Source organism: Flavobacterium sp. Leaf82, assembly GCF_001422725.1.
In the GTDB taxonomy this organism is placed as follows: domain Bacteria; phylum Bacteroidota; class Bacteroidia; order Flavobacteriales; family Flavobacteriaceae; genus Flavobacterium.
In genome coordinates this window covers 286,673-311,686 of sequence record NZ_LMMA01000001.1, presented here as the reverse complement: position 1 = coordinate 311,686, position 25,014 = coordinate 286,673, and the positions used below count along the sequence as shown (strand labels likewise).

General features: G+C 33.7%; 17 protein-coding genes, 1 tRNA gene and 1 pseudogene. 9 read left to right on the top strand and 10 right to left on the bottom strand.

Annotation, left to right across the window (positions count from 1 at the left end; all coding sequences use genetic code 11):
* Nucleotides 1-11: 11 nt before the first annotated feature.
* Nucleotides 12-596 carry a HEPN domain-containing protein gene (locus ASF10_RS01285; RefSeq protein WP_131726496.1) on the bottom strand — a complete coding sequence of 195 codons (585 nt, stop codon included), beginning with the start codon at nt 594-596 and terminating at the stop codon, nt 12-14.
* Between the two features lie 16 nt (nt 597-612).
* Entirely contained in the window at nt 613-1,656 is a 1,044-nt protein-coding gene (locus ASF10_RS01280; protein ID WP_056244324.1) for a ParA family protein, read from the bottom strand.
* A gap of 396 nt (nt 1,657-2,052) precedes the next feature.
* Between ASF10_RS01280 and ASF10_RS01275 the strand changes: the two genes are divergently transcribed.
* The gene (locus ASF10_RS01275; protein ID WP_410503536.1) at nt 2,053-2,262 is read left to right on the top strand and encodes a hypothetical protein; all 210 of its coding nucleotides are present in this window, start codon (nt 2,053-2,055) and stop codon (nt 2,260-2,262) included.
* Between the two features lie 3 nt (nt 2,263-2,265).
* Nucleotides 2,266-2,382, top strand: a pseudogene (locus ASF10_RS24655) (transcriptional regulator); the annotation flags it as partial.
* A 70-nt stretch (nt 2,383-2,452) separates the two neighbouring features.
* On the opposite strand, the gene ASF10_RS01270 reads toward ASF10_RS24655, so the two are convergent.
* Both ASF10_RS01270 and ASF10_RS01265 read right to left on the bottom strand, forming a co-directional pair.
* A tRNA-Ser gene (locus tag ASF10_RS01270) sits at nt 2,453-2,539 on the bottom strand.
* A 60-nt stretch (nt 2,540-2,599) separates the two neighbouring features.
* Entirely contained in the window at nt 2,600-3,472 is an 873-nt protein-coding gene (locus ASF10_RS01265) for a LysR substrate-binding domain-containing protein (RefSeq protein ID WP_056244321.1), read from the bottom strand.
* 92 nt (nt 3,473-3,564) lie between these two features.
* Between ASF10_RS01265 and ASF10_RS01260 the strand changes: the two genes are divergently transcribed.
* The gene (locus tag ASF10_RS01260) at nt 3,565-4,800 is read left to right on the top strand and encodes an MFS transporter (RefSeq protein ID WP_056244318.1); all 1,236 of its coding nucleotides are present in this window, start codon (nt 3,565-3,567) and stop codon (nt 4,798-4,800) included.
* A 516-nt stretch (nt 4,801-5,316) separates the two neighbouring features.
* Here ASF10_RS01260 and ASF10_RS01255 read toward each other — a convergent pair.
* The 5 genes from ASF10_RS01255 to ASF10_RS01235 all read right to left on the bottom strand — a co-directional run bounded on the left by ASF10_RS01255 (nt 5,317) and on the right by ASF10_RS01235 (nt 9,866).
* Entirely contained in the window at nt 5,317-6,348 is a 1,032-nt protein-coding gene (locus ASF10_RS01255) for an asparaginase (protein ID WP_056244315.1), read from the bottom strand.
* Nucleotides 6,338-7,474 (bottom strand): 1-acyl-sn-glycerol-3-phosphate acyltransferase, encoded by a 1,137-nt coding sequence (locus ASF10_RS01250; protein WP_056244312.1) that lies wholly within the window; start codon nt 7,472-7,474, stop codon nt 6,338-6,340. The genes ASF10_RS01255 and ASF10_RS01250 overlap by 11 nt, the downstream gene beginning before the upstream one ends.
* Nucleotides 7,475-7,537: 63 nt before the next feature.
* Nucleotides 7,538-8,317: a TatD family hydrolase gene (locus tag ASF10_RS01245; protein ID WP_056244309.1), complete on the bottom strand. Its 780-nt coding sequence runs from the start codon at nt 8,315-8,317 to the stop codon at nt 7,538-7,540.
* Nucleotides 8,318-8,556: 239 nt separating this feature from the next.
* Nucleotides 8,557-9,279, bottom strand: a complete 723-nt coding sequence (locus ASF10_RS01240) for a tetratricopeptide repeat protein (RefSeq protein WP_056244306.1) — start codon at nt 9,277-9,279, stop codon at nt 8,557-8,559.
* 2 nt (nt 9,280-9,281) lie between these two features.
* Entirely contained in the window at nt 9,282-9,866 is a 585-nt protein-coding gene (locus ASF10_RS01235) for an RNA polymerase sigma factor (protein WP_056245535.1), read from the bottom strand.
* Nucleotides 9,867-9,994: 128 nt separating this feature from the next.
* Here ASF10_RS01235 and ASF10_RS01230 point away from each other — a divergent pair, with 128 nt between their 5' ends.
* The 6 genes from ASF10_RS01230 (at nt 9,995) to ASF10_RS01205 (ending at nt 21,565) form a co-directional block, all read left to right on the top strand.
* On the top strand, nt 9,995-10,300 hold the full coding sequence (locus ASF10_RS01230; RefSeq protein WP_056245533.1) for a hypothetical protein: 306 nt from the start codon (nt 9,995-9,997) through the stop codon (nt 10,298-10,300).
* Nucleotides 10,301-10,409: 109 nt separating this feature from the next.
* Nucleotides 10,410-11,396, top strand: coding sequence for a hypothetical protein (locus ASF10_RS01225; protein WP_056244302.1), 987 nt, complete (start codon nt 10,410-10,412; stop codon nt 11,394-11,396).
* Between the two features lie 185 nt (nt 11,397-11,581).
* Entirely contained in the window at nt 11,582-13,534 is a 1,953-nt protein-coding gene (locus tag ASF10_RS01220) for a PKD domain-containing protein (RefSeq protein ID WP_056244299.1), read from the top strand.
* A gap of 91 nt (nt 13,535-13,625) precedes the next feature.
* Nucleotides 13,626-16,280, top strand: a complete 2,655-nt coding sequence (locus ASF10_RS01215; protein ID WP_056244295.1) for a CHAT domain-containing protein — start codon at nt 13,626-13,628, stop codon at nt 16,278-16,280.
* Nucleotides 16,232-16,669, top strand: coding sequence for a retropepsin-like aspartic protease (locus tag ASF10_RS01210; RefSeq protein WP_056244292.1), 438 nt, complete (start codon nt 16,232-16,234; stop codon nt 16,667-16,669). Before ASF10_RS01215 ends, ASF10_RS01210 begins: the two co-directional genes overlap by 49 nt.
* A 162-nt stretch (nt 16,670-16,831) precedes the next feature.
* Nucleotides 16,832-21,565: a T9SS type A sorting domain-containing protein gene (locus tag ASF10_RS01205; RefSeq protein ID WP_056244289.1), complete on the top strand. Its 4,734-nt coding sequence runs from the start codon at nt 16,832-16,834 to the stop codon at nt 21,563-21,565.
* Between the two features lie 262 nt (nt 21,566-21,827).
* Here the strand turns inward: ASF10_RS01205 and ASF10_RS01200 are convergent, their stop codons facing one another.
* Nucleotides 21,828-24,998 (bottom strand): efflux RND transporter permease subunit, encoded by a 3,171-nt coding sequence (locus ASF10_RS01200; protein ID WP_056244285.1) that lies wholly within the window; start codon nt 24,996-24,998, stop codon nt 21,828-21,830.
* Between the last annotated feature and the right edge of the window lie 16 nt (nt 24,999-25,014).

Sequence of the window (25,014 nt, the reverse complement as noted above, 5' to 3'; positions counted from 1 at the left end):
CTAACTAATGATTATTTTACGGCATTAAAAATTTGTTCTGATAAAGTATTAATAAATCCGACAACAAAATCAATATCGACTTTTGAAATAGAATTTCTTAGTCCAGTTAACAAATCTAGATCAGCTTCGTGTACAATTTGATTTCTTCTAGAAATTATATTCCTTAATCGAGTAGTTAAATCGCTTTTATCAATTCCCATTGATATTGCAATAGTTTGCCATTTATGTTGTTCTCCCCAAATTAAACTTAAACCGTCTGCGATTTTATCCGGATCTTGGAATGATAATGTTTTATGTTTTTGCATTACTTCTTGCTCAAAAAAATACTCTGGAGGAGGTATAGATATTGGAGTAGATGAAGTTATTAAAGTATGTGTACTTAATGATACATTAAATGCTAAAAACTTAGCTGTTCTAGGTCTTGTACCTTGAAATGCTTCTAACATACCAATCCTAATAAGCTCATGAATAAGCTTGTCTAAGGCACTAACAGCATATACCCATTCAGCTCTTAATAAATCTGATAAGTCGTTGGGAAGCTTTAAGGTTTCTTTTAGATGAATAAATAATGTATCTAATTCCGTAACATATGTCATGTTATCTTTAAATTGATCAAACGCTCTCTGCATAATCACAAATAATTGTTACTTTTTTGGATATATCTTCAAATAATGCATCAAATATAGCTCGTTTTTCTAATAGTCCTGTCAAAACACTACCAACCTCCCCAATCTCGTCATCTCGCAATGCAAAGACTGGAACACCTGCATCACTAGCTTTAGGTAATAGCCCTTGAAAATCTGGAATTTCAGAAAGACATAAACTTGCCTCAATACCTGCGCTTTGATAAACTTCAATAGGGAACATCATGTTTTTAGTTACCAATGCAGGAATCAATTTTTCTTGCACTACTAATTTTATCTCTTCAATATTTTCACGATATGGTTTTGCAGCTCTACCTTTTCTTACGTTAAAGCGCTGAATTAATGTTCCTATCAATTTGGGAGTTGTTTCAGGTAGCGGATAAGCTGCATCTGCGAAAGAAGGTCTCATTCTTTCAACCCAGTCAACCCATCGTGGCAATACTGAAACAAGCGTATTGAGTGCCATAATTGAAAAAGGATCCGGATTAGTTGGTATAATAAAATAATCTGATAATACAAATAAATTTTGATTTATTGCACTTAAACCGGGATTTAAGTCTATTAGGACATATTTAATTTCGTATTTTATTGCTGTTTTTAATATTAAATCATTAAAAGCACCCGGTAAATTTTGAAGAGTCGCAATTGCATTATTAGATGTTTGTGCAAAACTCAATGCTGCATCATATTCTGAAAGATTAGCGTGCCCAGGTAACAAAAATAAATGATCATTCCTTTTATCAACAGGGCACTCAATTGCTTTTATTTCTTGAGGTTTAGCCTCAAATGCAACCTTTACACCATCCATAATATTTTGAAATCTCGTCGCGTCTTCACTATAGTATTGCTCAAAATCATCATTTAATATTAATGAAGTTAAATTACATTGAGGATCAGCATCAACTAATAAAACTTTATGGCCTTGAGTTGCAAGTTTCCATCCTAAATTATAAGTAGTTGTCGTCTTACTAACACCTCCTTTGTGGTTAAAAAAAACTATTTTATGTATCATAAAAAATATATTAGGTACACAAATATATACTTAATTAATTACTATGTTTTCATGTGATAAAATTTAGTGTGATATAATTTTGGTTTTTTATTTATTAGACGGTAAAATTATAGTATATGTCTTCAAAAATAATGATTTAACAAACTCTATTTTTTGATTAAATATTTTCATTGCAAAACCTTTGTAAAACTATTAAAACCCTAAGAGATTATTAAGAAGCCCTCTGCAAAAGTTAAAACCTTTGTTTTTTTGTTTAATATTTGTAATCGAAAAGCCATAGCCTATACAAGAATGGAAATGAAATAAATAGAAATACCTCTTCGTCTAAAATCTATTTTAACTAAAAACGTATTTCTTATTATTGCTAAATCAAAATGTATTCTTTAACACTAACACTTGCAGGAAGAAGCTGTAATCAATTATTTTAATAACATTTACGATCATGGAGCTTTTAACAAACATTATAATGATTGTACATTTAATCCTTTAGACAAAGTTGTTGAACTTTATGAGCGTTTAGTTCAGGCTGAAAAGGATAAAAACGAATATTTAGAGAAATTTACATCTTCAGCAATCGACACATCGGCACAAACACCAATGGCCTGAATNCATTATAATGATTGTACATTTAATCCTTTAGACAAAGTTGTTGAACTTTATGAGCGTTTAGTTCAGGCTGAAAAGGATAAAAACGAATATTTAGAGAAATTATTAAAAGGGAAATAGATTCTTTTTAATTTATATAAAAGCAAAAAACCGCAACTTCATTGAAACGAAATTGCGGTTTTTTATTTTGCAGAGAGGATGGGATTCGAACCCACGATACAGTTACCCATATACTAGCTTTCCAGGCTAGCTCCTTCAACCACTCGGACACCTCTCTAAATTGGTCTGCAAAGAACACAAAAAAATCTGAGTTAGAAAAACAAAATCCAACATTAGTTTACATACTTTTTCTAAATTCTTCCATAAACAGCTTTACTGCCTTTTTTTGATACGCTCCTTCGATCGTTAACATGAATGATTCTCTTTGTGTTGGAACTCCTGTAATGGCGATTGCTTTTAGATTATCCCAGCCTTTTAGGGCTTTCTCGGTTACAATTGTAACCCATTCGCTCTCTTCTACCAATTGCAAAAGTGCATGAACGGCATTTAATTCTATCGAAACTTTGGGCTTCATATTATTTTTTAAAAACAATTCATCGAGGAATTCTCTCGAACTAAATCCTCTTACCGGTAAAATAAGCGGATAATCTCCTATTTTTCTAAACGAAATTTTATCTAAAACAGCTAACGGATGCGTTTTTGCAACTGCCATAACAAGATTCGAAGTAAATAATGGTATTTTCTGGATAGTCTGCTTTATCTCTTTAGACGAAATTACCAAGACAAGATCTAATTCGTTGTTTAGTAATTTATTTTCCAGAGGTTCTGTTGAGCCATATTCTACAACGATTTTTAAATTAGGATATGTTTTTGCAAACAAATTGACGATTGGCAGAACCAAAAGTCCAAAAATATAAGTAACTCCAATTCGTAATTCGCCGCCAATCATTTCATTCAAATCATCAATTGCCTGTTTCCCGCTTTGTACATTTTCTATTACTTGTTTGGCATGAATCAGGAAAACAGATCCGGCCTCAGTAAGCTGAACTTTTTTACCAATCCTTATAAACAAAGGCATTCCCAGCTCTTCTTCGAGTTTTTTTATTTGTTGTGACAATCCGGATTGCGTTACAAAACACAATTCGGCGGCTTTTGTAAAATGAAGAACCTCAGCCGTTTTTATAAAATATTCTAATTGATAAATCTCCATATCGATAAGTTTTAATACTTATTATCAGTAAAATTATTAATTTTTCTAATGAAATCATAATCCCGAACTTTGTAAAACAAAAATCAGACATCATGTTTAAAGCGCTAAAATCAAAAAACTTCAAGTTGTTCTTCTACGGACAATCTGTTTCGGTAATAGGAACCTGGCTTCAAAAAACTGCCGTAAGTTGGATGGTTTATAGCGTTACGGGTTCGGTTTTCTTGTTAGGACTCGCTACATTTTTAAGTATGATTCCGTCATTATTCCTCGCGCCGTTAGCCGGAAGTATTATTGGTCGTTACGACAGACATCGCGCCATGATTGTATTACAGTCTTTGGCAATGCTTCAGGCAGGAGCTTTGGCTTTATTGATTTATCTAAAAATATACAATATCAACTTTATTATGGCGCTGAGTTTAATTCAGGGAATTATCAATTCGTTTGATATGACTTGCAGACAAACTATGATGATCGAAATTGTAGATAATAAAGAAGATTTGCCAAATGCAGTGGCGCTAAACTCAACTTTAAATAATTTTGCCCGAATTGCCGGTCCAGCTTTAGCCGGAATTATTTTGCACAATTACGGTGAAGACATTTGTTTTATTGGAAATTTCCTGAGCTATATTCCTGTTTTGATTTCTTTGCTTATGATGAAAATCACTCCGCATATTAAAGCAACTGATAAAATGAAAATGCTGAACGATTTTATTGAAGGTTTTGACTACGTTAAAAAAGAAACCGAAATGGCAAAAATGCTCTTAATGTTAATGTGCAGCAGTTTATTTGTAATTTCTTTTAATACTTTGATGCCCGTTTTTGCTAAAGATATTTTTAACGGAAATGCTCAGACTTTCAGTTGGTTCGAAAGTGCTGCCGGAATTGGTTCTATTGTATCGGCTATTTATCTCGCCAATCTTAAACGATCTAATAATATGGGTAAAATAATGATCGCTGCGAGTTTGTTATTGGGTTTTAGCATTATTATCCTTGCCTATTCAAATAGTTTAACTGTTGCGCTTATATGTATGGCTTTGAGTGGCGTAGGAATGATGGCTCAAACCTCTTCTATAAATATCTATATTCAGACACAAAGTACTGTAAATATGCGTTCCAGAAGTATTAGTTATTATTTAATGGCGTATCAGGGAATGATTCCTGTTGGAAGTTTAATTATAGGTTATGTTTCTCACATTATAGGAACAAGAAATACTGTTGCGGTTCAGGGAATTATTTGTATTCTTTCTGTAATTGTGTATGTATATTATAAAAATCGTAGTGCTGCAGAAGAAGATTTGGAAACTTGTCAAGTTCCGTATAAAAATTAATAGATTCCATTTTTTTAAATTCCAAATTCCAATTATCGATCCATGATCTTGTCATTTCGAGGCACGAGAAATCCTCGTAAGAAACTCGACAAAGATTGAAATATTAGAAACGGAATTTCTTGCGAGGATTTCTCGTGCCTCGAAATGACAAAATTGACTAAAATATTATTATAAAAACGATTGCCCTAGCCCCGATAGAAGTGGAAATCCTTTTGTGGCGGTCCCGAGGCTTTGGGAGCTACAAAAGATTGGAACGGATAGCGGGAAATAGCTCCTGAAAAAAAGTTCAGTTTTATCATAGAAATCTAAATGAAAGTTGAACGCTAAACCCGACAGGTTTTAAAAACCTGTCGGGTTTTCGTTGTGTAAACGTTGTCTAGTTTCTAGTGTGATTCCTCCTTACGTCGAAATGACAAAACTGGATCAATTCATTTTTTTGACTTAAACTAAAATGAACTTATATCACTTATATGGTAAAGAAAAAACACTTATATGGTGAAAAAATGCAGTGAAAAACTACAACGAAATTTCCCCGCGCAAAGCAGTTTCAAAAATAGTTTTAAATTCAGATTGCGGAATATTAGCGCCCAACAAATACATTAGTTTTGTAATGGCAGCTTCTGTAGTAATGTCTTTTCCGGAGATAACACCAAGTGATTTTAAGGCTGTACTGGTTTCATATTGTCCCATATTTACGCTTCCGCCGGAACATTGTGTAACGTTTACGATATGTAAACCGGACTGAATCGCTTTCTGAATCAAATTCAAAAACCATTCTTCGGTTGGTGCATTTCCGGAACCGTAAGTTTCCAGAACAATTCCTTTAAGATCTTTAATGGCAAGAATCGAAGCCAAAACAACTTCGCTCATTCCGGGAAACATTTTTATAATGGCAACATGATTGTCTAAGTTTTTATGGACAATCAAATTAGCGTTTTCTTTTACGGGAAGAAATAAATGTGAGTTTAATTTTAAATGAACACCGGATTCTACCAATTCAGGATAATTGGGCGCTGTAAAAGCTTTAAAATGTTCTGCATTTACTTTTGATGTTCTGTTTCCTCTGTATAATTTATATTCAAAATACAAGCAAACTTCATTGATTACCGGTTTTCCGTTTTCCTGCAGAGAAGCAATCTGAATTGCTGTAATCAGGTTTTCTTTTGCATCTGTACGAAGATCTCCAATTGGCAATTGAGAACCTGTAAACACAACTGGTTTTGCCAAATTCTCTAGCATAAAACTCAATGCCGAAGCTGAATATGACATTGTATCTGAACCATGCAATACTACAAAACCATCATAAGCAATATAATTTTCCTCGATGATTTCGGCAATTTTCGTCCACATTTCAGGATTCATGTTCGATGAATCTATCGGATTTTCGAAAGAAACGGTTTCAATCTCACAATCTAATTGTTTGATTTCAGGAATTTTTTGCAATAATTTTCCAAAGTTGAATGCTTTAAGCGCTCCAGTCTCAAAATCTTTGCTCATACCGATAGTTCCTCCGGTATAAATTAGCAATATTTTAGCTTTAGATGACATCCTGATATTTTAATTTATTTACGACAGGATTTGCATACATCGCTAAAAATCCTTGTCTTGTAACTGGATTATCGCTGCCAATACGCATTTCTAAACGACGCTCAAAAAGTGATTTTTCACTCTCTTTATATAAATGAGAGAATTTATCTGTTTCGTTTAAAATGTCGTAAGCTATAAAATTAGTTGGCCATAACTGATAATTCTTTAAAACCGAATCATCGATAACTTGTGCCAAAGCCTGAATTTGTTTGTTTGCGTTGTCATTTTCAGCCACAATCTGATCAATTTCAGTATCTAGAACATCTCCAACAGAAATGTGTATTCTTTTTTTAGTTCCCATGATACCACTTAAGATGGTCATGAAATCTTCGTTTTTTTCTTTAATGTAAACTTCGTTATTTGCTTCTGCCATTAATTGCGGCATTTTCAAAACATCTGTAGGATCGTATTCGTATGAAATAGAAACGGGAACAATCTTTAATTTTTTGAAATAATCCATCAAATTAGCTTCGTCAGAACCCATTCCGATCATTTTTAAAACGCCGGGATTGGTTTCGTCATTTCCGTCTTTTGTACGTCCTTCTCTTTGCGCAATCCAAACCGAACGATTTTCGCGAAGCAATAATTGTCCCATATATTCTGCTAACAATTTAGAACTCTGCAACATTTCTCTTGGCGTTAAACCTCTCAAAACCAAAAAGTTTCTGTTAAGTTTTGCCAATGTGCTTAAGAATGCTTTTTTTACCAAATTGTCTCCAATCGCAGATGCGGTCATGACTAAACCATGCTCAAAAAGGCAAACATTTAATAAGGTTGTATCTAAAAGAATGTCTCTGTGATTAGAAACAAATAAATAAGAAGTATTTTTTTCCAGTTTCTCAAATCCTGAAGTTGTAAGTCCTTCAGAACTTTTTTCAAGAACTTTTTGAATAGTATTGTAAATGAAGTTACATTGAAAATCACGAATCGAATGTGTTTTTTTCAATTGATCTTTCCAAACTTGATCTTCTAATTCTGGAAAAGTAAAATTCATCATGGCTTTCATCATCGGATGATTGACAACACCATGAAGTGCTTCATTTATTTCGGAATCATAAAAAGGTCGAATGGCATCAAATTTCTGCATTATTAATATCTATTTTAGTGGGCAAAAGAACAAAAAAAAAATCAAAGTATTGTAAGGTACGGGTTAAATCCCAAAAACGTCTTTAGAATTCTGAGTTGTTCTATTTGCTATTTCTTCTTCAGAAACATCATATATATCGGCTAATTTGCTAATAACATTTACCAAATAGCTGCTTTCATTACGTTTTCCGCGGTACGGAATTGGCGCTAAATACGGAGAATCTGTCTCTAAAACAATATGTTCTAAATCGATTTGATTTAAAAACTGATCGATTTTTCCGTTTTTAAACGTAACTACTCCTCCAATTCCCAACTTCATATTGTAAGATATCGCCTGAAGTGCTTGTTCATGCGTTCCGGAGAAACAATGAAAAATACCAAATAAATCATCGGATTTCTCTTCTTCGAGAACTTCAAAAATTTCATCAAAAGCTTCTCTGCAATGAATTACAATTGGCAATTTATATTGTTTTGCTAACTGAATTTGTCTCTTAAAAGCGATTTGCTGTTCTTTTAAATGTGTTTTGTCCCAATACAAATCGATCCCAATTTCGCCAACGGCATAAAACTTTCTCTTTGCCAGTTCAGTTTCTACATGTCTTAACTCGTCTTCGTAATTATCTTTCACGTAAGTGGGATGCAAACCCATCATCAGGAATACATAATCCGGATAATTTTGCTCTAAATCGTACATAGATTTTGTTGCAGCGGCATCGATAGCAGGAATAAAAAAACGTGTTACCCCGGCATTTATGGCTCTTTGCATCATCTCGTCGCGATCCTGATCAAATTCTTCAGAATATAGGTGTGTATGTGTATCGGTAATTATGGGTGTTGAATTCAATGTTACAATTTTTAAAGGATCAAAATTACGACAATATTAAAAACTTTCCCAATTTGAATGTTATGGCACGCGGATGACACGGATTTACTTCGTAAAAACGCAGATTTAAACTGATTTTTTTATTTACAACGTTTGTCAGACTGAGCGAAGTCGAAGTCCCGCAAAGTAATTCAAAATCAAAAACCTTTGTCAAAATTTTAAACTTTGACAAAGGTTTACATATTTTATAAAATTCTACTTTAATTCAATTCATCCAGAAGCTTCTCGACGTCATCATAGTTTTCATAATCCTGCGAAATGGTCTCAAGGATTTCTTTGCATGCTTTGTATTTCTTTTGTTTCAGTTTAGACAAGGCAAGATTCCATGTTGCTTTTTCTTTATAAGCAGATGTTCCTGATCTCAATTCATTAAAAACACTTTCGGCTTTAGGATATTTGTTTTCTTCTAATAAGGCAATTCCATAAAAATATTGAATTTCGGGTGTTTTATTTTCTTTTAGAATTTCCTCAAATAAAGGAATTGCTACTTTGTATTTTCCATCATTAAATGCAGTTTGTGCTTCTTTTAAATTTGCATTTGTATCGCCTCTTTCTACAAACGAAGCGGGTTCCGGATTATCATAATCTTCAAAAGTTGGATTATTATAATCAAAAAAGAACAATCCAAACAAAACAATTATCGATGCCGCCGCCGCATAAAACCAAGGTCGCATTACAACAACTTTAGGTTTATTGGTATTAAAATGTTTGTCTGAGATTGTGGTCAGGTTTGCTTTAAACGCTTCTCTTTCTTCTTCAAACTCAAATTTGTCTTTCAGGCGCAACTGTACTTCTTTGAAAGTTTCAAATTCTGAAGACAATTTGGGATCTTCAGACAATTGTTTTTCGAAACTATTTTTTTCTTCAACAGTCATTTCTCCTTCAAGATATTGATCGAATAATATATAGCGTTCTTCGTTCATGACTAATTATTTTTTAGCGATTTAAATTTTTTTGCTTCCTGAATCCACTGCGTCAATTGTCCTACACATATCGATTTCTTTTTACGAACATAACCGTAAGTAACGTTTAGTTTCTCTGCTACTTCTTCCATTGTTTTAGTTGTGAAACTCAGTTTTAGTAATTCCTGACATTTATCTCCCAATTTTAGGAACATAGTATCAAAAAGCTGCTGTTTCTCGTCAAATTCTTCTGTATGTGTAATCAATTCCAGTGCAGATTCATTCATAGATACCGCATCTTCGTTAATTGTTACCCCTTTATTTGATGTTTTTTTAAGCTCGTTAAGCCATTTTCTTTTACACAATAAAAAAAAGTAGGCATCAAACGGGCAAGTCAATTGTAGTGTATTGGCTTTTGCCTGATTAAAAAGTAAAATCATAATTTCCTGAACCACATCCTGAGCGTGTTCTTTATCTCCTGAATTGTTCATGACGAACATAACCACTTTTGGAACGAATTTTTTGTAGATCGTCTGAATGATTGCGGAGTCATTTGCAGCAAGTCCTTCGATATACATTTGATCAGGATGAATTTTACTTTTTCCCATAAAAAAACTTTTTGTAGCTAATTTAAAAAACAATTGTAAATAAATTTCACACAATAGGGTAACAATTAACATATCAAGTTGATATATGGAAACAAATGTCTTTTAAAACAGTTAAAAAATTAAGAGAAATGGAAAGCTATCAATTTATAAACGAAAAAAATCTGGATCAGTTTAATCAAATGATTTCTGCCAAAACCAGAAACGGTTTTATAATCACAGAACATAACGAAAAATTGCCTTATGTGGTTTTATCCAAAGAAAAAACAGCAATCAATCATTTCCTGCACTTTTTTATTACGTGCCTCACATTGGGACTTTGGGCAATCGTCTGGATTTATTTAAGTATTACACTTTCGAGGAAAAAAAACATTCTCCTTGCCGTAGACGAAGACGGAAATTTATTTGAAGACAAGTGCCTTTCAAAAGAAAATTAAAAATAAGGGTAACAATATCAAACCCAAATTGATATAGAAATATAATTAACAACCAGAATCTGAGAACCACTTGAAAACAATCAGGGCAGATTTATAAAAACTAGAAATTATGAACACACATTTTAAAAAAACCGGACTTTTATTTTTATTCCTTATCACTTTCATGAGTTGCGACAATAGCGACGGCGATGATAATAACCTTATTCTTCCTCCAAGCGGAGCTGCTTTTAAAAGCATTAGCGAGAAAGGAGTGTCGGCAAATAAACAAAAATTTACCATTATGGCGGGAGATGGTCTTAAAACCATAACATCTGCAAAAGGAGTAAAATTAAACATCAACGGAGATTGTTTGACTAAAAACGGAGTTCCTGTAACGGGATCAATTGATATCGAGTACATCGAACTTTTTGACAAAGGAACTATGTTGGTAACCAACAAACCAACAATGGGAATCATGTCTGACGGAAAGAAAAACTTGCTAATTTCTGGCGGAGAATTCTTTATAAAAGCGACTCAAGGCGGTATTGAACTTAAAACTTCCTGCTCGATGAATTTAATCGTACCAACAGCTTTAACAGATGGCGTTGATAATGCCATGACTTTATGGAATGGCGTAATCGATGATAAAGGAGAATTAGCCTGGGAACAACCCAAACCCAATGCTGACGGAACCGGAGGAAAAGGAGGCGTTCAGGGCGAAGGAGCGAATTATTATGTGACTTTTGGCAACTTTGGCTGGACAAATGTAGACCGTTTTTACAGCGATCCAAGACCTAAAACGACCATTCTTGCTGATGCTCCGGATGGTTACGACAACAACAATAGCGCAGTTTATTTATCATATGACGGCGAAGGAAACAATGCATTAGCCAAACTGGATACTTATACCGCCGCAGGATTATTCAGCGAGCATTACGGGCAAATACCTATAGGTTTAAAATGTCATGTAATTTTTGTAACAGAATCTAACGGCCAATGGCGTTATGCGATCAAAGCGGTAACGGTTGCTGCAAACGATGTTTACAGTTTTACATTAGCCGAAACAATAGTTGGTACAGAAGCGCAACTAATAGCGGCAATCAATGCTATTCAGTAACTTACAAAATACTTTTAAGAAAAAGTGGTGATTTGCTCATCACTTTTTTTTACATTTAATCCAGTTTTCAAATTAATTCTGATGATTTTCAGAAGCTAATCCTGCTATTTGCTGCAATCTTTTATTTTTATAAAGAAAAAAAATAAAAGGATTTCCACTACTATCAGGACTAAAAAACACTAGTTATGAAACCACTATCATCTATTTTCTTTACTCTTTTATCTATATTCTCTTTCTCACAAACCAAAGTAAAAGACACCATAACCCGTAGAGCAAATATTGTTTTTATACAAAACGGAAATGCCGTTACCTACAAGCCTGAAACGCCGCCACTAATACCAATTGCCGGCGCACCAAAACCCAGTTATTCGTATTTATGGGAACTTGGCGACGGACATTACAGCAAAGAAGCTGAACCCAAACACGTCTATAAAAACAAAGGAACATATACTACAAGACTGGCTGTAACCAACAATTACGACAACGGAAAACCTCCGGCAACGCGACCAAAAAAAGTCGCCGTAAATGATATTACCGACACTAATTATAAAGACATCGCTTCAATCGCGGACCAAAACGGATTTGCGATGCTGAAAAACTGCGATCCAATTCCGGATCAGGAAATGGTAGTCGTAGTAGGTTACCAAAATCTGGAGAATTATGTCTCAAGCGGAAAGCTTTATTTATTCTATAATGAGAAACAATTTAAAAGCAATAATTTCGAATTGATTGATTTTAGGACTTATGCGAACGAACGCGAAGTAAAAGAAAAAACCGTTGCTTCGGTAAACGATATTGAGGATTCTAATCGTTATTTGGCTTCTGCCGAAAATAACTTTAAAATCAAAAAATATAGAAACACAACTACCGAAGAAGATCTTGATGCCTCCTTATTAGAAGCCAATAAAGCCTATCATAACGTTTCGGTTTTAGAATTTGACAATGCGAATCCGGGTGAAACCCGTAATGTTTTTTATACGTTTAAAACTACTCCGGAAATGATTAAAGATACCAGCGCAACAGTTACCATGCGCGGTATTTTTGTACCCAATAGAAGTTATAAAAACCACAAAATAAAAAACCTCGAAATGGAAATCGTAACTTCTCACGACCCCAATAAAATGGGATCGAACGGAAGTTTTATGAATTATAGATTGGTACGTTTTAAACGAGTGAATTTTAAAACACGTTTCCAGAACAATGGCGAAGGTGCTGCACGAATGATCAGACTTGAAACTGATATTCCGGATATGTTCGACAAGAAAACATTTCAGGTCGAAGATATGTACCCAAAATGTCCCATTTGTCCAAAAGATGAGGTTCCTACCGTGAGTTGTCTCGATACGATTATCAAAAAAAATCAAATTTTCTTTACGTTCAAAAACATTTATTTACCCGGAAGCGAGCAAAAAAATGTACACGAAAAAGACAGCACAAAAGGTTTTGTAAAATACTCAATGAAGTTTGCCGAAGATTTTCATAAAGTAAAAACTAAAAGCCGTACTGCAATTATCTTTGATAAAAACGAACCTATAATTACCAATTATGCCACTACCCGATTCCTGCCCGGAATTTCGATTGGTGCAAAAGCGGGTTATAATGTATATCCTGATCTCGAAAAATCGACGAGTTATTTTGTGGGCGCAACGATTTCGCCTTTTAAATCGTATCGTTTTTACTGGCAGGCAGAATGGTTAAACGCGATCAATAAGTATGAAAGTGGCGCAACGGTTATTGACGAAACAGTTGTAGGTGCAAATGGCACAAAACAATTTCAACGCACGACAACCACCACAGAAAATAAAAGCGTAAACTGGGAAATTCCGGTTTTGATTCGATATAATATTAATAATTATATTGGAGTTGGCGCCGGAGTTCAGGCTAATTTTGATGTTTCGGATGAACAAAATATAAACAAGAAAATTGAAATTTTTGAAGGCGGAACAGATCAGTTTTTAATGGATACAAGAACGGAATCAAGTTCAGTAAAAAACTCATTTGTTAATTTAAAAACAGGTCTTTTATTCGATTTAACCTTGGGTTTCGCAAGAATTGGACCGAGTTTGGGCGCAAGATATGTGATGAATTTTGAACAGAATTTCAACTATTTTCAATTTTACGGAATCTGGAAATTTTAAGATTATTAAATAAAAAAGTTAGCCACGAATTCACGAATTTTTCTCAATCAATATAAATAAATTCGTGAATTCGTGGCTAAAAAACTTTAACATGAAAAAACTATATTGCTATATCTTATTTTTTGCAACACTGATTCTATTTGGACAGAATCAGGAAGATAAAATATACAATGCAGTTGATGTCTTTGTGGCGAATCCTTCGGCGAAAGCCATAGAAAATTTAGAACAGATTGAAGCTGATTTTTGGAGAAATCCAAAGCAAAAAACCAAAGACGAATTATTAGCCATTGTGGTTTTAAATTGCAATAAAGCGTATTATGAAAACCAATTTGGGCAAACCGAAAAAGCAATTGCGAGCTACGAAAAAGCCTGGCAAATCTACCAGAAAAAGAAACTGGGCAATTATGACATTATCGAATATTGCCTGAAACCTTTAGGCAATTTATATACGGTTTTGGGCGATTATGACAGCGCCGAAAACACGATTAAACAATATTTTTTTGTTGTAAATACTTCCAAAAATTATCCCGACGCTCAAAAGCAAAAATTTGCCGCGATTTTGAATTTATCGAATGTATATCAGAGTTCCGGTAAAATTTCGTTGGCGATTGAATTATTGGAAAGTACTCTGAAAACAGAAAAATTATCGAATACTCAAAAAGGAATTTTATTGAATAATCTCGGGAATAGTTATTTATTAAGTTCCGCAGGAAATTTAATGAGACCTGAAACGCACCAAAAAGCCCAAAAGTCATTTGAATTGGCTGTGGAATATTTGAAAAATGAAAAGCAACAATCCGAAACATTACCTAATTCTTATCGAAATCTTTCTGTTCTAAATCGTCAATGGCAAAATTTTGAAATTGCATCTTCTTATTCAGAAAAAGCCGAAAAGTTATTTTTAGAAACGAATCATCAACCCAGAAAACTGGCTAAACTATATTATGAAAAAGCTTTATTATTTTTTGATGAACGAAAATATGATGAAAGTGCCAAACAGATTCAGGCAATTTTTAAAATCCTGATTCCGAATTACAATTCAAAAAATATTCTGCCTAATCAAAATCAATTGTATGCAGAAACGGTTTTAATAGATGTTCTCGATTTACAAGCCGAAATATTCCTTAATCAAAATCAATATAAAAAAGCACTTCGCTCTTATCAGTTTTCTTTTCATATCGAAGATGTATTGATGAACGTTTTGGTTTACGAAAACTCTAAAATTCTAACACAAATCAGAGCTCGTAATCGTACCGAAAGGTGTCTTTTGATTTATGATGCGTTATTTAAGAAAGAAAACAAAATTCAATATCTCGAAGAAGCTTTTCAATTGTCTGAAAGAACAAAATCAGGAATTTTAAAAGGATATCGTTCGAATATTAAAAATGCTTCGGCAGAAGAAAAACAGCTTTTGCATCAACTTCAAACTTTAAATAATAATATTCTAAAAGAACAGCAAAAAGGAGATCTGGCGAATATTTCTAGTATTAATTCTGACATAAAAAAGCAAAACGAATTAATGCTTTCGCTGAAGAAAATCCAAACAGAAAGCTCCAATTATATTCCTGAAAATTGTGATATAAAAGCGCTGTTATCTAAACTGGAAAAAGACAAAGCTGTTTTGGTTTATTATTTTATGGGAAATGAAAACTTATTTTATTTTACGCTACAAAACAATAGAATCAATCTTAGACATATTTATACCGCACACAGAGCGATGCTCGAAATTGTAAAGTTTATTGATTATTTCAGTTCTTCTGAAGCTATTACAAATGATATTTCGGGATATAATTATTATGGTAAAAAAGTTTATGATTTATTACAATTACCTCAAAATACAACTTATAAAAACCTCATCGTTGTTCCTGACGGAATTCTGAATTTTCTGCCGTTTGAAGCTGTAATTACGCAAAAATCTTCTACAACGAATTTTGCTAAAATGCATTATTTGCTAAATGATTTCAGGATTGCTTATAATAATTCGGCTAATAATTATCTGAATTCAAAACCTGTTTCGAAATCAGAAAAAACAGTTTTAGGGGTTTTCCCTGTTTTCGAAAAAACTGCTTTTGAGTTGAGTTATTCGAAGAAAGAATTAGAATCTATCAAAAGTAATTTTAAGGGGAAGTATTTAGAAAATTCTGAGGCGAGTTTTTCTAATTTCAAAAATAATGCAAACCAATATTCGATTTTACATTTAAGTACGCACGCTTCTTCGGGCGATATTGAAACTCCGGCGAGTATTAAATTCTATGATCAGGAAATCTTATATTCTGAATTGTATAATCTTAATATTAATCCGGATTTAGTAGTTTTAAGTGCCTGTGAAACCGGAATTGGCAAACTCTACAAAGCCGAAGGTGCGATGAGTGTTGCAAGAGGTTTTCAGTTTGCCGGCGCACAAAACTTATTGTTCTCTTTATGGAAGGTGAACGATTATACCACATCGGTTTTTATGGCTGATTTTTATAAAAACATCAAAAATAACGTTCCGTATTTTGAAGCCAATACGAATGCAAAACTTGCTTTTTTACAAGATAAATCAATTCCTAATACAAAAAAATCTCCTTATTACTGGAGTTCATTTGTGTATTATGGATCGATTTCGGCTGAAGAAAAATCAGTGAATTATATCTATTACATCATTAGTTTATTGACTGTAATTGGTTTATTTTTGGTTTTCAATCCCTATCGAAAATGGAAAATCTTCACGAGGTTCTCAAAAAAGAGAAATACAAAAAAATAAAATTCAAAGTTACCAGAACCCAACATCTTTTAATAAAAGCCAAAATTAATGGTGTTTCAGGAAATTTTATTTTAGATACGGGTGCATCTAATTCTTGTATGGGTTTTGAAAGTATTGAACGTTTTGAATTGAATGCAAAAAAATCGAAGACTAAAGCTTCAGGTGCAGGAGGAAGTGGTATGAAAACACAGATTTCTTCTAATAATTTCTTACAATTAGGAAGCTGGAAAAATTTGGATTTTAGTTTGGTGATTTTTGATCTTTCACATGTAAATGAAGCTCTTGAAGCGTATAAAGCAAAACCTGTTCACGGTATTATTGGAGCTGATGTTCTACTTGAAGGTAAGGCGATTATAGATTACTACAATCATTATTTGTATTTGAAATAGATTGTTATAATAAAGAATTTATAAATACTGATGATCTAAAAATTACTATAAGTAAATTAAGATAAATCTAATTTTAATTCTTTATAAATCATAACTTTATATTTAATCTAAAATTAGGTTTTTTGTATATATTTGTTAAAACATTTTAACAAACCTATACGTATGAAAAGAACTCTACTTTTTTTCTTTTTTTTGTTTACCAATATTTTCTATGCTCAGGTTACCTTTATTACAACTTGTGCCGACGAGCCTTTAAATCTAACAATTTTAAACAAAGATTTTATTGGTAATTTGAATCCTGCCGAAACAACTGTAAGTTATTTTTTAAGTCTGGATGATGCAACAAATAACACAAATGTAATTGTAAATCCTACTCAATATATTGGCGCACCGGGTGTAACAAATATTTATGGAAGGGTTAATAATAACGGGAATATTATAACGAATTATTTTAGTCTGACTGCGTTACCACCTATAACTGTAACAGCTTCTCATACACCAATAATATGCAGTGAAGAAACTGCTACACTTACTGTAAATGCTTCCGGAGGAATTGGCTCGTATGAATATTCATTAAACGGGGGTCCGTATACCAGTAATAATTATTTTAAATTTTTAATTGCCGGAACTTACAAAATAGATGTAATGGATGGTATGGGAGTTTGTAGAGTTTCAATAAACCATACTATAACAGCACCTCCTCGTTTAACTGCAACTGCAAGTACAGTAAATCAAAACACAACTATTATTGCTGAAGGCGGCACAGAACCGTATCAGTATTCTTTAGATGGTATCGTGTATCAATCCAGTAATGTTTTTTCTAATTTACCTGTTGGTACCCAACCTATATCAGTAAGAGACGCTAAAGGCTGCAGTGTTTTTACTACAATTGCGGTTGGAGATGCTGATTTTCCTTTAGGTTCCGGAGGAATGATCCTTAAAAATGTGACTTGTTGGGGAAGCGCAGCTCTTAGAACAATTGGTTATGGCGGGGAACCTCCTTATTTATATTCCATAAATGGAGGGCAATCATTTCAAACAAGTGATACTTTTGACAATTTAAGTGCTGGAATTTATCCAATAGCTATAAAAGATAGCAAGAATACGATCATTAATAATCTTTCGATAGAATTACTTCCATTTGTTCCTGTGACAGCTACTGTAACAACTGTAAATGCCTCAAGCTGCACAAATAATGGAGGTATAAATATTGTTGCAAATGGAGGTCAAATCCCTCTTTATTATTCCATTGATGGCGGAAAAACGTATACTTCAAGCAGTACTTTTTCTGATTTGCCTGCCGGAAACTATATGGTATTGGTAAAAGACAGTAGTGAGTGTATTTCTCCTGCAATAACTGCCACAATAAAACAGGATCTGCAATTATCTGCCACAGCTTTACATACAGAATTACTTTGTGCACAAGATAAAACTACGCTAACTATTAATGCTACAGGAGGAGAAGCTCCATATCAATATGCTATCAATAATAGTATATACTCCCTGAACAATACTTATAATAACTTTAGTCCCGGAGCTTATCAAATTAAAGTAAAAGATGCGATTGGTTGTATAACTGTATTCGAACATATAGTTGCACAGCCAACTCCTATCAATCCTGTTTTTGTTATTGATGGTCGCACTTTAACAATTAATGCGCAAGGAGGAACTACTCCTTACCAATATTCTGTAGATGCTATTTCTCAATCGATGAATGTGTTTACCAATTTATCTTCCGGAGTCCATTTTATGAGAGTTAAAGATTCAAAAGGCTGTCAGTCTTTTGATTTTCCTTTTACTATTGAGGATCCAAAACCAGTTGTTAATGTTATAATAACTAAAGGAATAGACTGTATGAGTAATGCGTCTATCGTTATAAATGCTACAGGTGGAAAATCTCCCTATTCTTATTCGCTAAATGGTGGAGCGTATCAGTCCAGTAATATTTTCAATGGTTTAACCGCAGGCACTTATTTTGTAACCGTAAAAGATGTCTCAGGCAGTGAAACCCAAGTAAATATTACTGTAAACCCATATGTTAATATGGCTATTACAACATCTTATAAAAATGTTACTTGTTTTGGAAACAATGACGGCAGTATAGAAACCACAGTAATTGGCGGGATAGCCCCATACACATACTCTATAGGAAACGGACATATTACATCAAATACTTTTAGTAATTTATCTGCAGGTCACTATGTTGTGACTGTAAAAGATGCCGCAAACTGTACCATTACTAATGATGTATTACTATTACAGCCTTCTATTCTTTTATTATCAGAAGTTGTTACTAATTCTACAACTTCCAGCAGTAATGACGGCGTAATAACTGTTAGTACTACAGGTGGAATTTCTCCTTATAGTTATGCAATTACAGATAATAGTGGGTTGCCAAGTGGTCATTTTCAGGCTTCGAATATTTTTACAGGTCTAAAAGCCGGATCATATGGTATTCAGGTTAAAGACGCAAACGGATGTATTTACTATAAAACGAACATCACAGTTGCTAATAATCCTGATCTACCTGCATTATTGGCTACCGTTAATATAACTCCTATAACTTGTAATAATCCCAAAGCTGAAATTACTGTTCTTGCAACAGGAGGTTCTGGTTCTTATGTATATTCGATAGATAATGGTGTAAACTATACTGCTTCGAATACATTTTCTAATCTGTCTCTGGGAAATTACATTATAACTGTTAAAGACAGCCAAAATGTTGTAATAAGTCTTACAGCTACTATAGTTCCATATGTTCCTTTATCAACTAATCTTGTTTTAAGTAAAAGTATAGATTGTTTAAGTAATGCTACTATAAATGTTACTGCTTCCGGAGGGAAAACTCCATATCAATATTCGTTAGATAATGGTGTAACTTATACCACTAGTCCTATTTTTACAAATTTGGGAGCAGGGAGTTATTTTGTTCGTGTAAAAGATGTTCTTAATTGTACTGTAATTACAAATAGTATAATTCTTGAACAACCTGTTCCTTTAACAGCAACAGTTGCGAGTACTAAGATTGTAGATTGTTCAGTAAATTATAATTCAACGATAACTATTACAGCAACTGGCGGTAAGCCTCCATATCTATACGCGGTTAATAGTTTAAATAATTATCAAACCGATAACATGTATTTTGGAGCAGCACCCGGAACACATAATGTTAGCGTTAAGGATGCTAATGGATGCGTTTTCAACTCAACTTTTGTTGTAGAATCGCCATCATTATTGACATTAACTTCAACTATTACCGAAGCCACAATTTGTGGAGGTAAAAGTTCTGTATCTATTAATGCAATTGGCGGGCAAGCTCCTTATACTTATTCTTTTAATGGAGGAAATAGTTATTCTCCAGCAAGTACAAGTGATTTATCACCCGGAGGTTATACTGTATTTGCAAAAGACAGCAACGGCTGTATTGCAACAATATATGTTATAGTAGCATATCCTAGCGTACCTGTAAGTACAATCTGGACGATTACTAATACTACAACTTACAATAGTAATGACGGAAGTATAACTGCTGCCGCAACTGGAGGAACTGCTCCTTACACCTATTCGCTTTTAAATGGTAATAATGCTGTTATAATTCCTTCCCAGACGTCTAATACTTTTAGCAATCTTGCACCCGGAACTTACGGTGTAATTGTAACAGATGCAAAAGGATGTACATCAGCATCTACATTAGTAACGATTACAGCACCATCATTAGAAACGCTTTTTGCAACTGCTACTGTTAGTCAGCCAAGTTGTGTTAATCCAATGGGAATTATTACTATAAACGCAACAGGTGGAACTGCCCCTTATCAATATTCGATAGATAATGGTGTAACATATAATCTTTCAAATACTTTTGTCGTTACACAACCCGGCAATTACATAATAACGGTTCGTGATGCGCAAAATGATATCTACTCTTCTGTTATAGTAGTAAGACCTATAGATCCATTGTTTCTTAATGCAACAGTTGTTTCTAACGCATCTTGTATTTCAAACGGAATAATAACGGCTATTGCTGTAGGTGGTCAAGAACCATATATTTATTCGATAAACGGAAGTGTTTTTCAAAATACTAACATTTTCACGAACCTTTCTCCTGGCGTTTATACTGTAGAAGCTAAAGATACTAATGGCTGTATTGCAACTGTAAACATAATATTAACTGAGCCAGAACCTATATTTGCTACTTTAACCGCAGATAATAAGACTATAATTGTTACTGCTGTTGGCGGAACTGGTAATTATCAATATTCATTAGACGGAATCATTTTTCAATCCAGTAACATTTTTACAGTTGTAAACTACGGGATTTACAATGTATTTGTAAGAGATCAAAATGGATGTATGGTAGTTGTTGCTACAACTTTAAATCCTCCAAGTCCTTTGATAGAGGGTAAAGATGTAATAACTATAGAATTTAAACCTGGTCAAACTTTAGGAGATTTGGTTATTGATGGTCAAAATATTAAATGGTACAGCAATCAGAATCCTTTATCAGGAAATACAACTAAATTTACCGAAGCTACTTTGCCATTAACAACAGTTTTAGTTGATGGAACTAAATATTATGCCTCTCAAACCATAAACGGAATTGAAAGTATTGACCGTTTAGCTGTTACAGCAAAATTAAATGGATCTCTTTCTACTCCGGATATTGCGTTACCTAATTTTAGATTTTATCCTAATCCGGTACACCATACTTTAACGATCGATAATGTTGCTGTTATTGATGAGATCGAAATAATATCTGTTTCTGGAAAATCTATCTTAAACCAAAAAGTAAATAATACTCATTCTGAAATTGATTTATCGAATGTTTCTTCTGGCTTTTATTTCTTAAAAGTAAAATCTGAAGGAAAGACAAAAACAATTAAGATTGTGAAGAAATAACGGAGTACTAAAACTCCAATCCTTCTTCAGGAAGAATCAAAAAGAAGCCCAAACTCCTTATGGAGTTTGGGCTTCTTTGTTTTTATAAAACTCTTATTAGCCTTTAATATTTAGTCCTTGTAAAACAATTAGAGCTTCTTTATCAATTTGTATAGAATCAATAATCTGTTAAGTAATCTTGAAAATATCGCTAATAGCATTCAAAAAAAATCCCAAACTCCAGTTAAGGAATTTGGGATTTTTCATTCTAAAATTAAATCAATTAATGGGTATGTTTAGGGTTAAAACCGTCTTCGCTTAATTCAGTGTGCTCATAATCAGCAACCATTTCAGCTTCGTAATCGATTTTCTCACCTTTAGATAATCTTCTGATAATACCTTCCATAATTTGGTAGATTACAGGAACTACGATAAGTGTTAGGAATAATGAAGATATTAATCCTCCAATAATTACCCAAGCCAATCCGTTTTTCCATTCAGCTCCTGCTCCGGATGCTAATGCAATTGGGAACATACCAAATACCATCGCAATTGTTGTCATCAGGATCGGACGTAAACGTGCGTGATTCGCCTGAATTAATGCTGTTCTGATTGATTCTCCTGCAGCACGTCTTTGGTTGGTATAATCGACCAGCATGATCGCATTCTTACACACCAGACCAATCAACATGATGATACCTAAAATGGTAAAGATATTTAATGAATTATTTGTTAATGCTAATGCTAATAAAGCACCAATAAATGATAATGGGATAGCAAATAATACTACAAACGGGTGAACGAAACTGTCGTACAAACTCACCATTACAAGGTAAACCAAAATAATTGCAGCTAATAAAGCGATTCCTAAAGTACCAAATCCTTCAGATTGGTTCTCCTGATCTCCACCCCAGATATAATTTACTCCGGCTGGCTTTTTAAGCTTGTCTAATTTAGCCTGCCATTGTGTTACAATTGTCCCTGAAGGAACCCCAACGTTTTGTCCTTTTACAGTTACAGAAGCTGATTTGTCTCTACGCTCTAACTGGCTAGGTCCTGAACCTTCTGTAATATCAGCAAATTGAGATAACTTAATTTGTTGTCCTGCAGCATTAATAAAGATCAGATTACTTACATCAGTAATACTTTTTCTATCAAATGCATTGTATCTAATGTTAATATCATATTCGTATTCTCCAGCTCTGTATTTACCATCTGTGTTTCCGCTAAAAGCAGTTTGCATGGTTAAACCAACTGTTTGAAGTGTTAATCCTAAAGCCGCCATTTTATCACGGTCTACTTTAACGTTTACCTCAGGGTTTCCGTCCTCAACAGTTAATTTAATCTCTGTTGTTCCTGGAATTGTACGCAATTCAGCTTCTGCCAATTTAGCAAATGCCATAGCACTTTCTGTTGATGGACCTGTTACGATTAATCCTAATGTAGCATCTTCAGCAGTACCTAAGATACCTACAGGAACTGTTTTTACTTTTGCTCCAACTAATACTTTTTCAAGTTTACGTTTGATTTTTGCAGCATAAACATTGGCATCATCTGTACGATCTTTTTGTTCGATCATTTTTACGTCAATCTCTGCCTTGTAAGCTGTAGCCTGAGATGCTCCAAAACCTTCACTGGTTTGTCCTACCGTTGTAATCTGGCTGTGAACATATTCCTGAGATTTTAAATAAGCTTCTGCTTTTTGCGTCATAAAGTTCGTTTGTTCTAACGAAGCATCTTTTGGCATTTCGATCTGAACTAAGAACTCTCCACTATCAGAAGATGCGAAAAACTCTCCTCCAATAAATCCTCCAAGACCAAAAATAGATCCAAAGAACAATATTAATACAAGGACAACAGTTTTTCCGTAATTATCCAAACACCAGGTCAACAATACAGAAATCCAGTTTGTAAAACGAGTTAAATAACTTTCGAAACCAAGGATAACTCTTCCAAAGAAATTTTTTCCTTCAATATGTTCCAATTTACCATAACGAGATGATAACCAAGGAATAATTGTAAATGAAGCTAAAAGTGATAATAAAGTAGATATAATTACCGTAACACAAAATTGCGTAATGATATTAGAAACCAATCCTGAACTCATTGCAATAGGCAGGAACACTACCACAATTACCAAAGTAATCGAAGTTACGGTTCCACCAATTTCTGCAGTTCCATCATAAGAAGCACGGATTTTATTTTTACCCATCTCCATGTGCCTGTAAATATTCTCGAGGACCACAATCGCATCATCGACCAGAATACCTACCACCAGAGATAATCCAAGTAAACTCATTAAGTTTAACGTGTATCCCATTAAATAAATACCAATAAAGGTCGCAATTAACGATGCAGGAATAGAGACCATTACAATCAATGAGTTTCTAATACTGTGCAAGAAAAACAACATTACTAATGCTACCAGAACTACTGCAATTAATAAATCGTGAACTACAGAGTCTGCTGCTTCAAGAGTAAAAACGGTACTGTCTTTTGCAACTTCTAATTTTAGCTGGTTTACTTTATAATCTTTTTCAAGAATAGCAATCGTTTTTAATAATTGCTCACTTACCGCAACCGCATTCGCATCAGATTGTTTTACGATTTGTAAAACGATTGCACTTTTTTGATCTACACGTGATATTTTTTCAGCAATTTTTTGAGTATCCTGAACATCGGCAATATCACTTAAACGAACCTGAATTCCGTTTTGAGAAGAAACTACTAAGTTTCTTAATTCTTCAACACTTTTATATTTACCCGCTAAACGAATTAATATTTTTTGATTACGGGTCTGGATGTTTCCTGTTGGGAAATCTAAGTTCGAAGTCAAAATATTTTGTTGTACCTGAGGAACAGATAATCCGTAACCCTGCATTTTTAATGCATCAAGATTTACCTGAATTTCACGCTCAGAACCACCAATAATATTTACCTGGGCAACACCTTGTACACGAGATAAAATAGGAGCAATTTTTTTGTCAATTAAGTCATAAAATTCTGCTTCGTCCATTTTACCGTTGGCACCAAGAGTCATAATTGGTAAATCACTCAAAGAGAACTTGGTCAGTGCCGGAGTTTTAACATCGTCCGGTAAGTCACTAATTATGGCATTTATTTTACGCTGTGCATCATTTAGAGAGAAATCGACTTTTGCATTTGATGTCAAAGTAATCGAAACAATAGATAAACTTTCGTACGATTTTGAGTCAATTTTTTTAACGTTCTCCAGCGATGCAATCGCATCTTCAATTTTCTTGGTTACAGTATTTTCTACCTCACTTGGAGAAGCTCCAGGATAAACAGTAGAAATTGTAATAACGTTTTGTTCAAATTTCGGGATCAGCTCATAGCCTAACTGGCTGTAGCTGAACAATCCACCAAGTATCAGAATTGTAAACAATACAATTACTAACGACGGACGTTTTATGGATATTTCGGCTAATTTCATATATGTTTTTTTATGC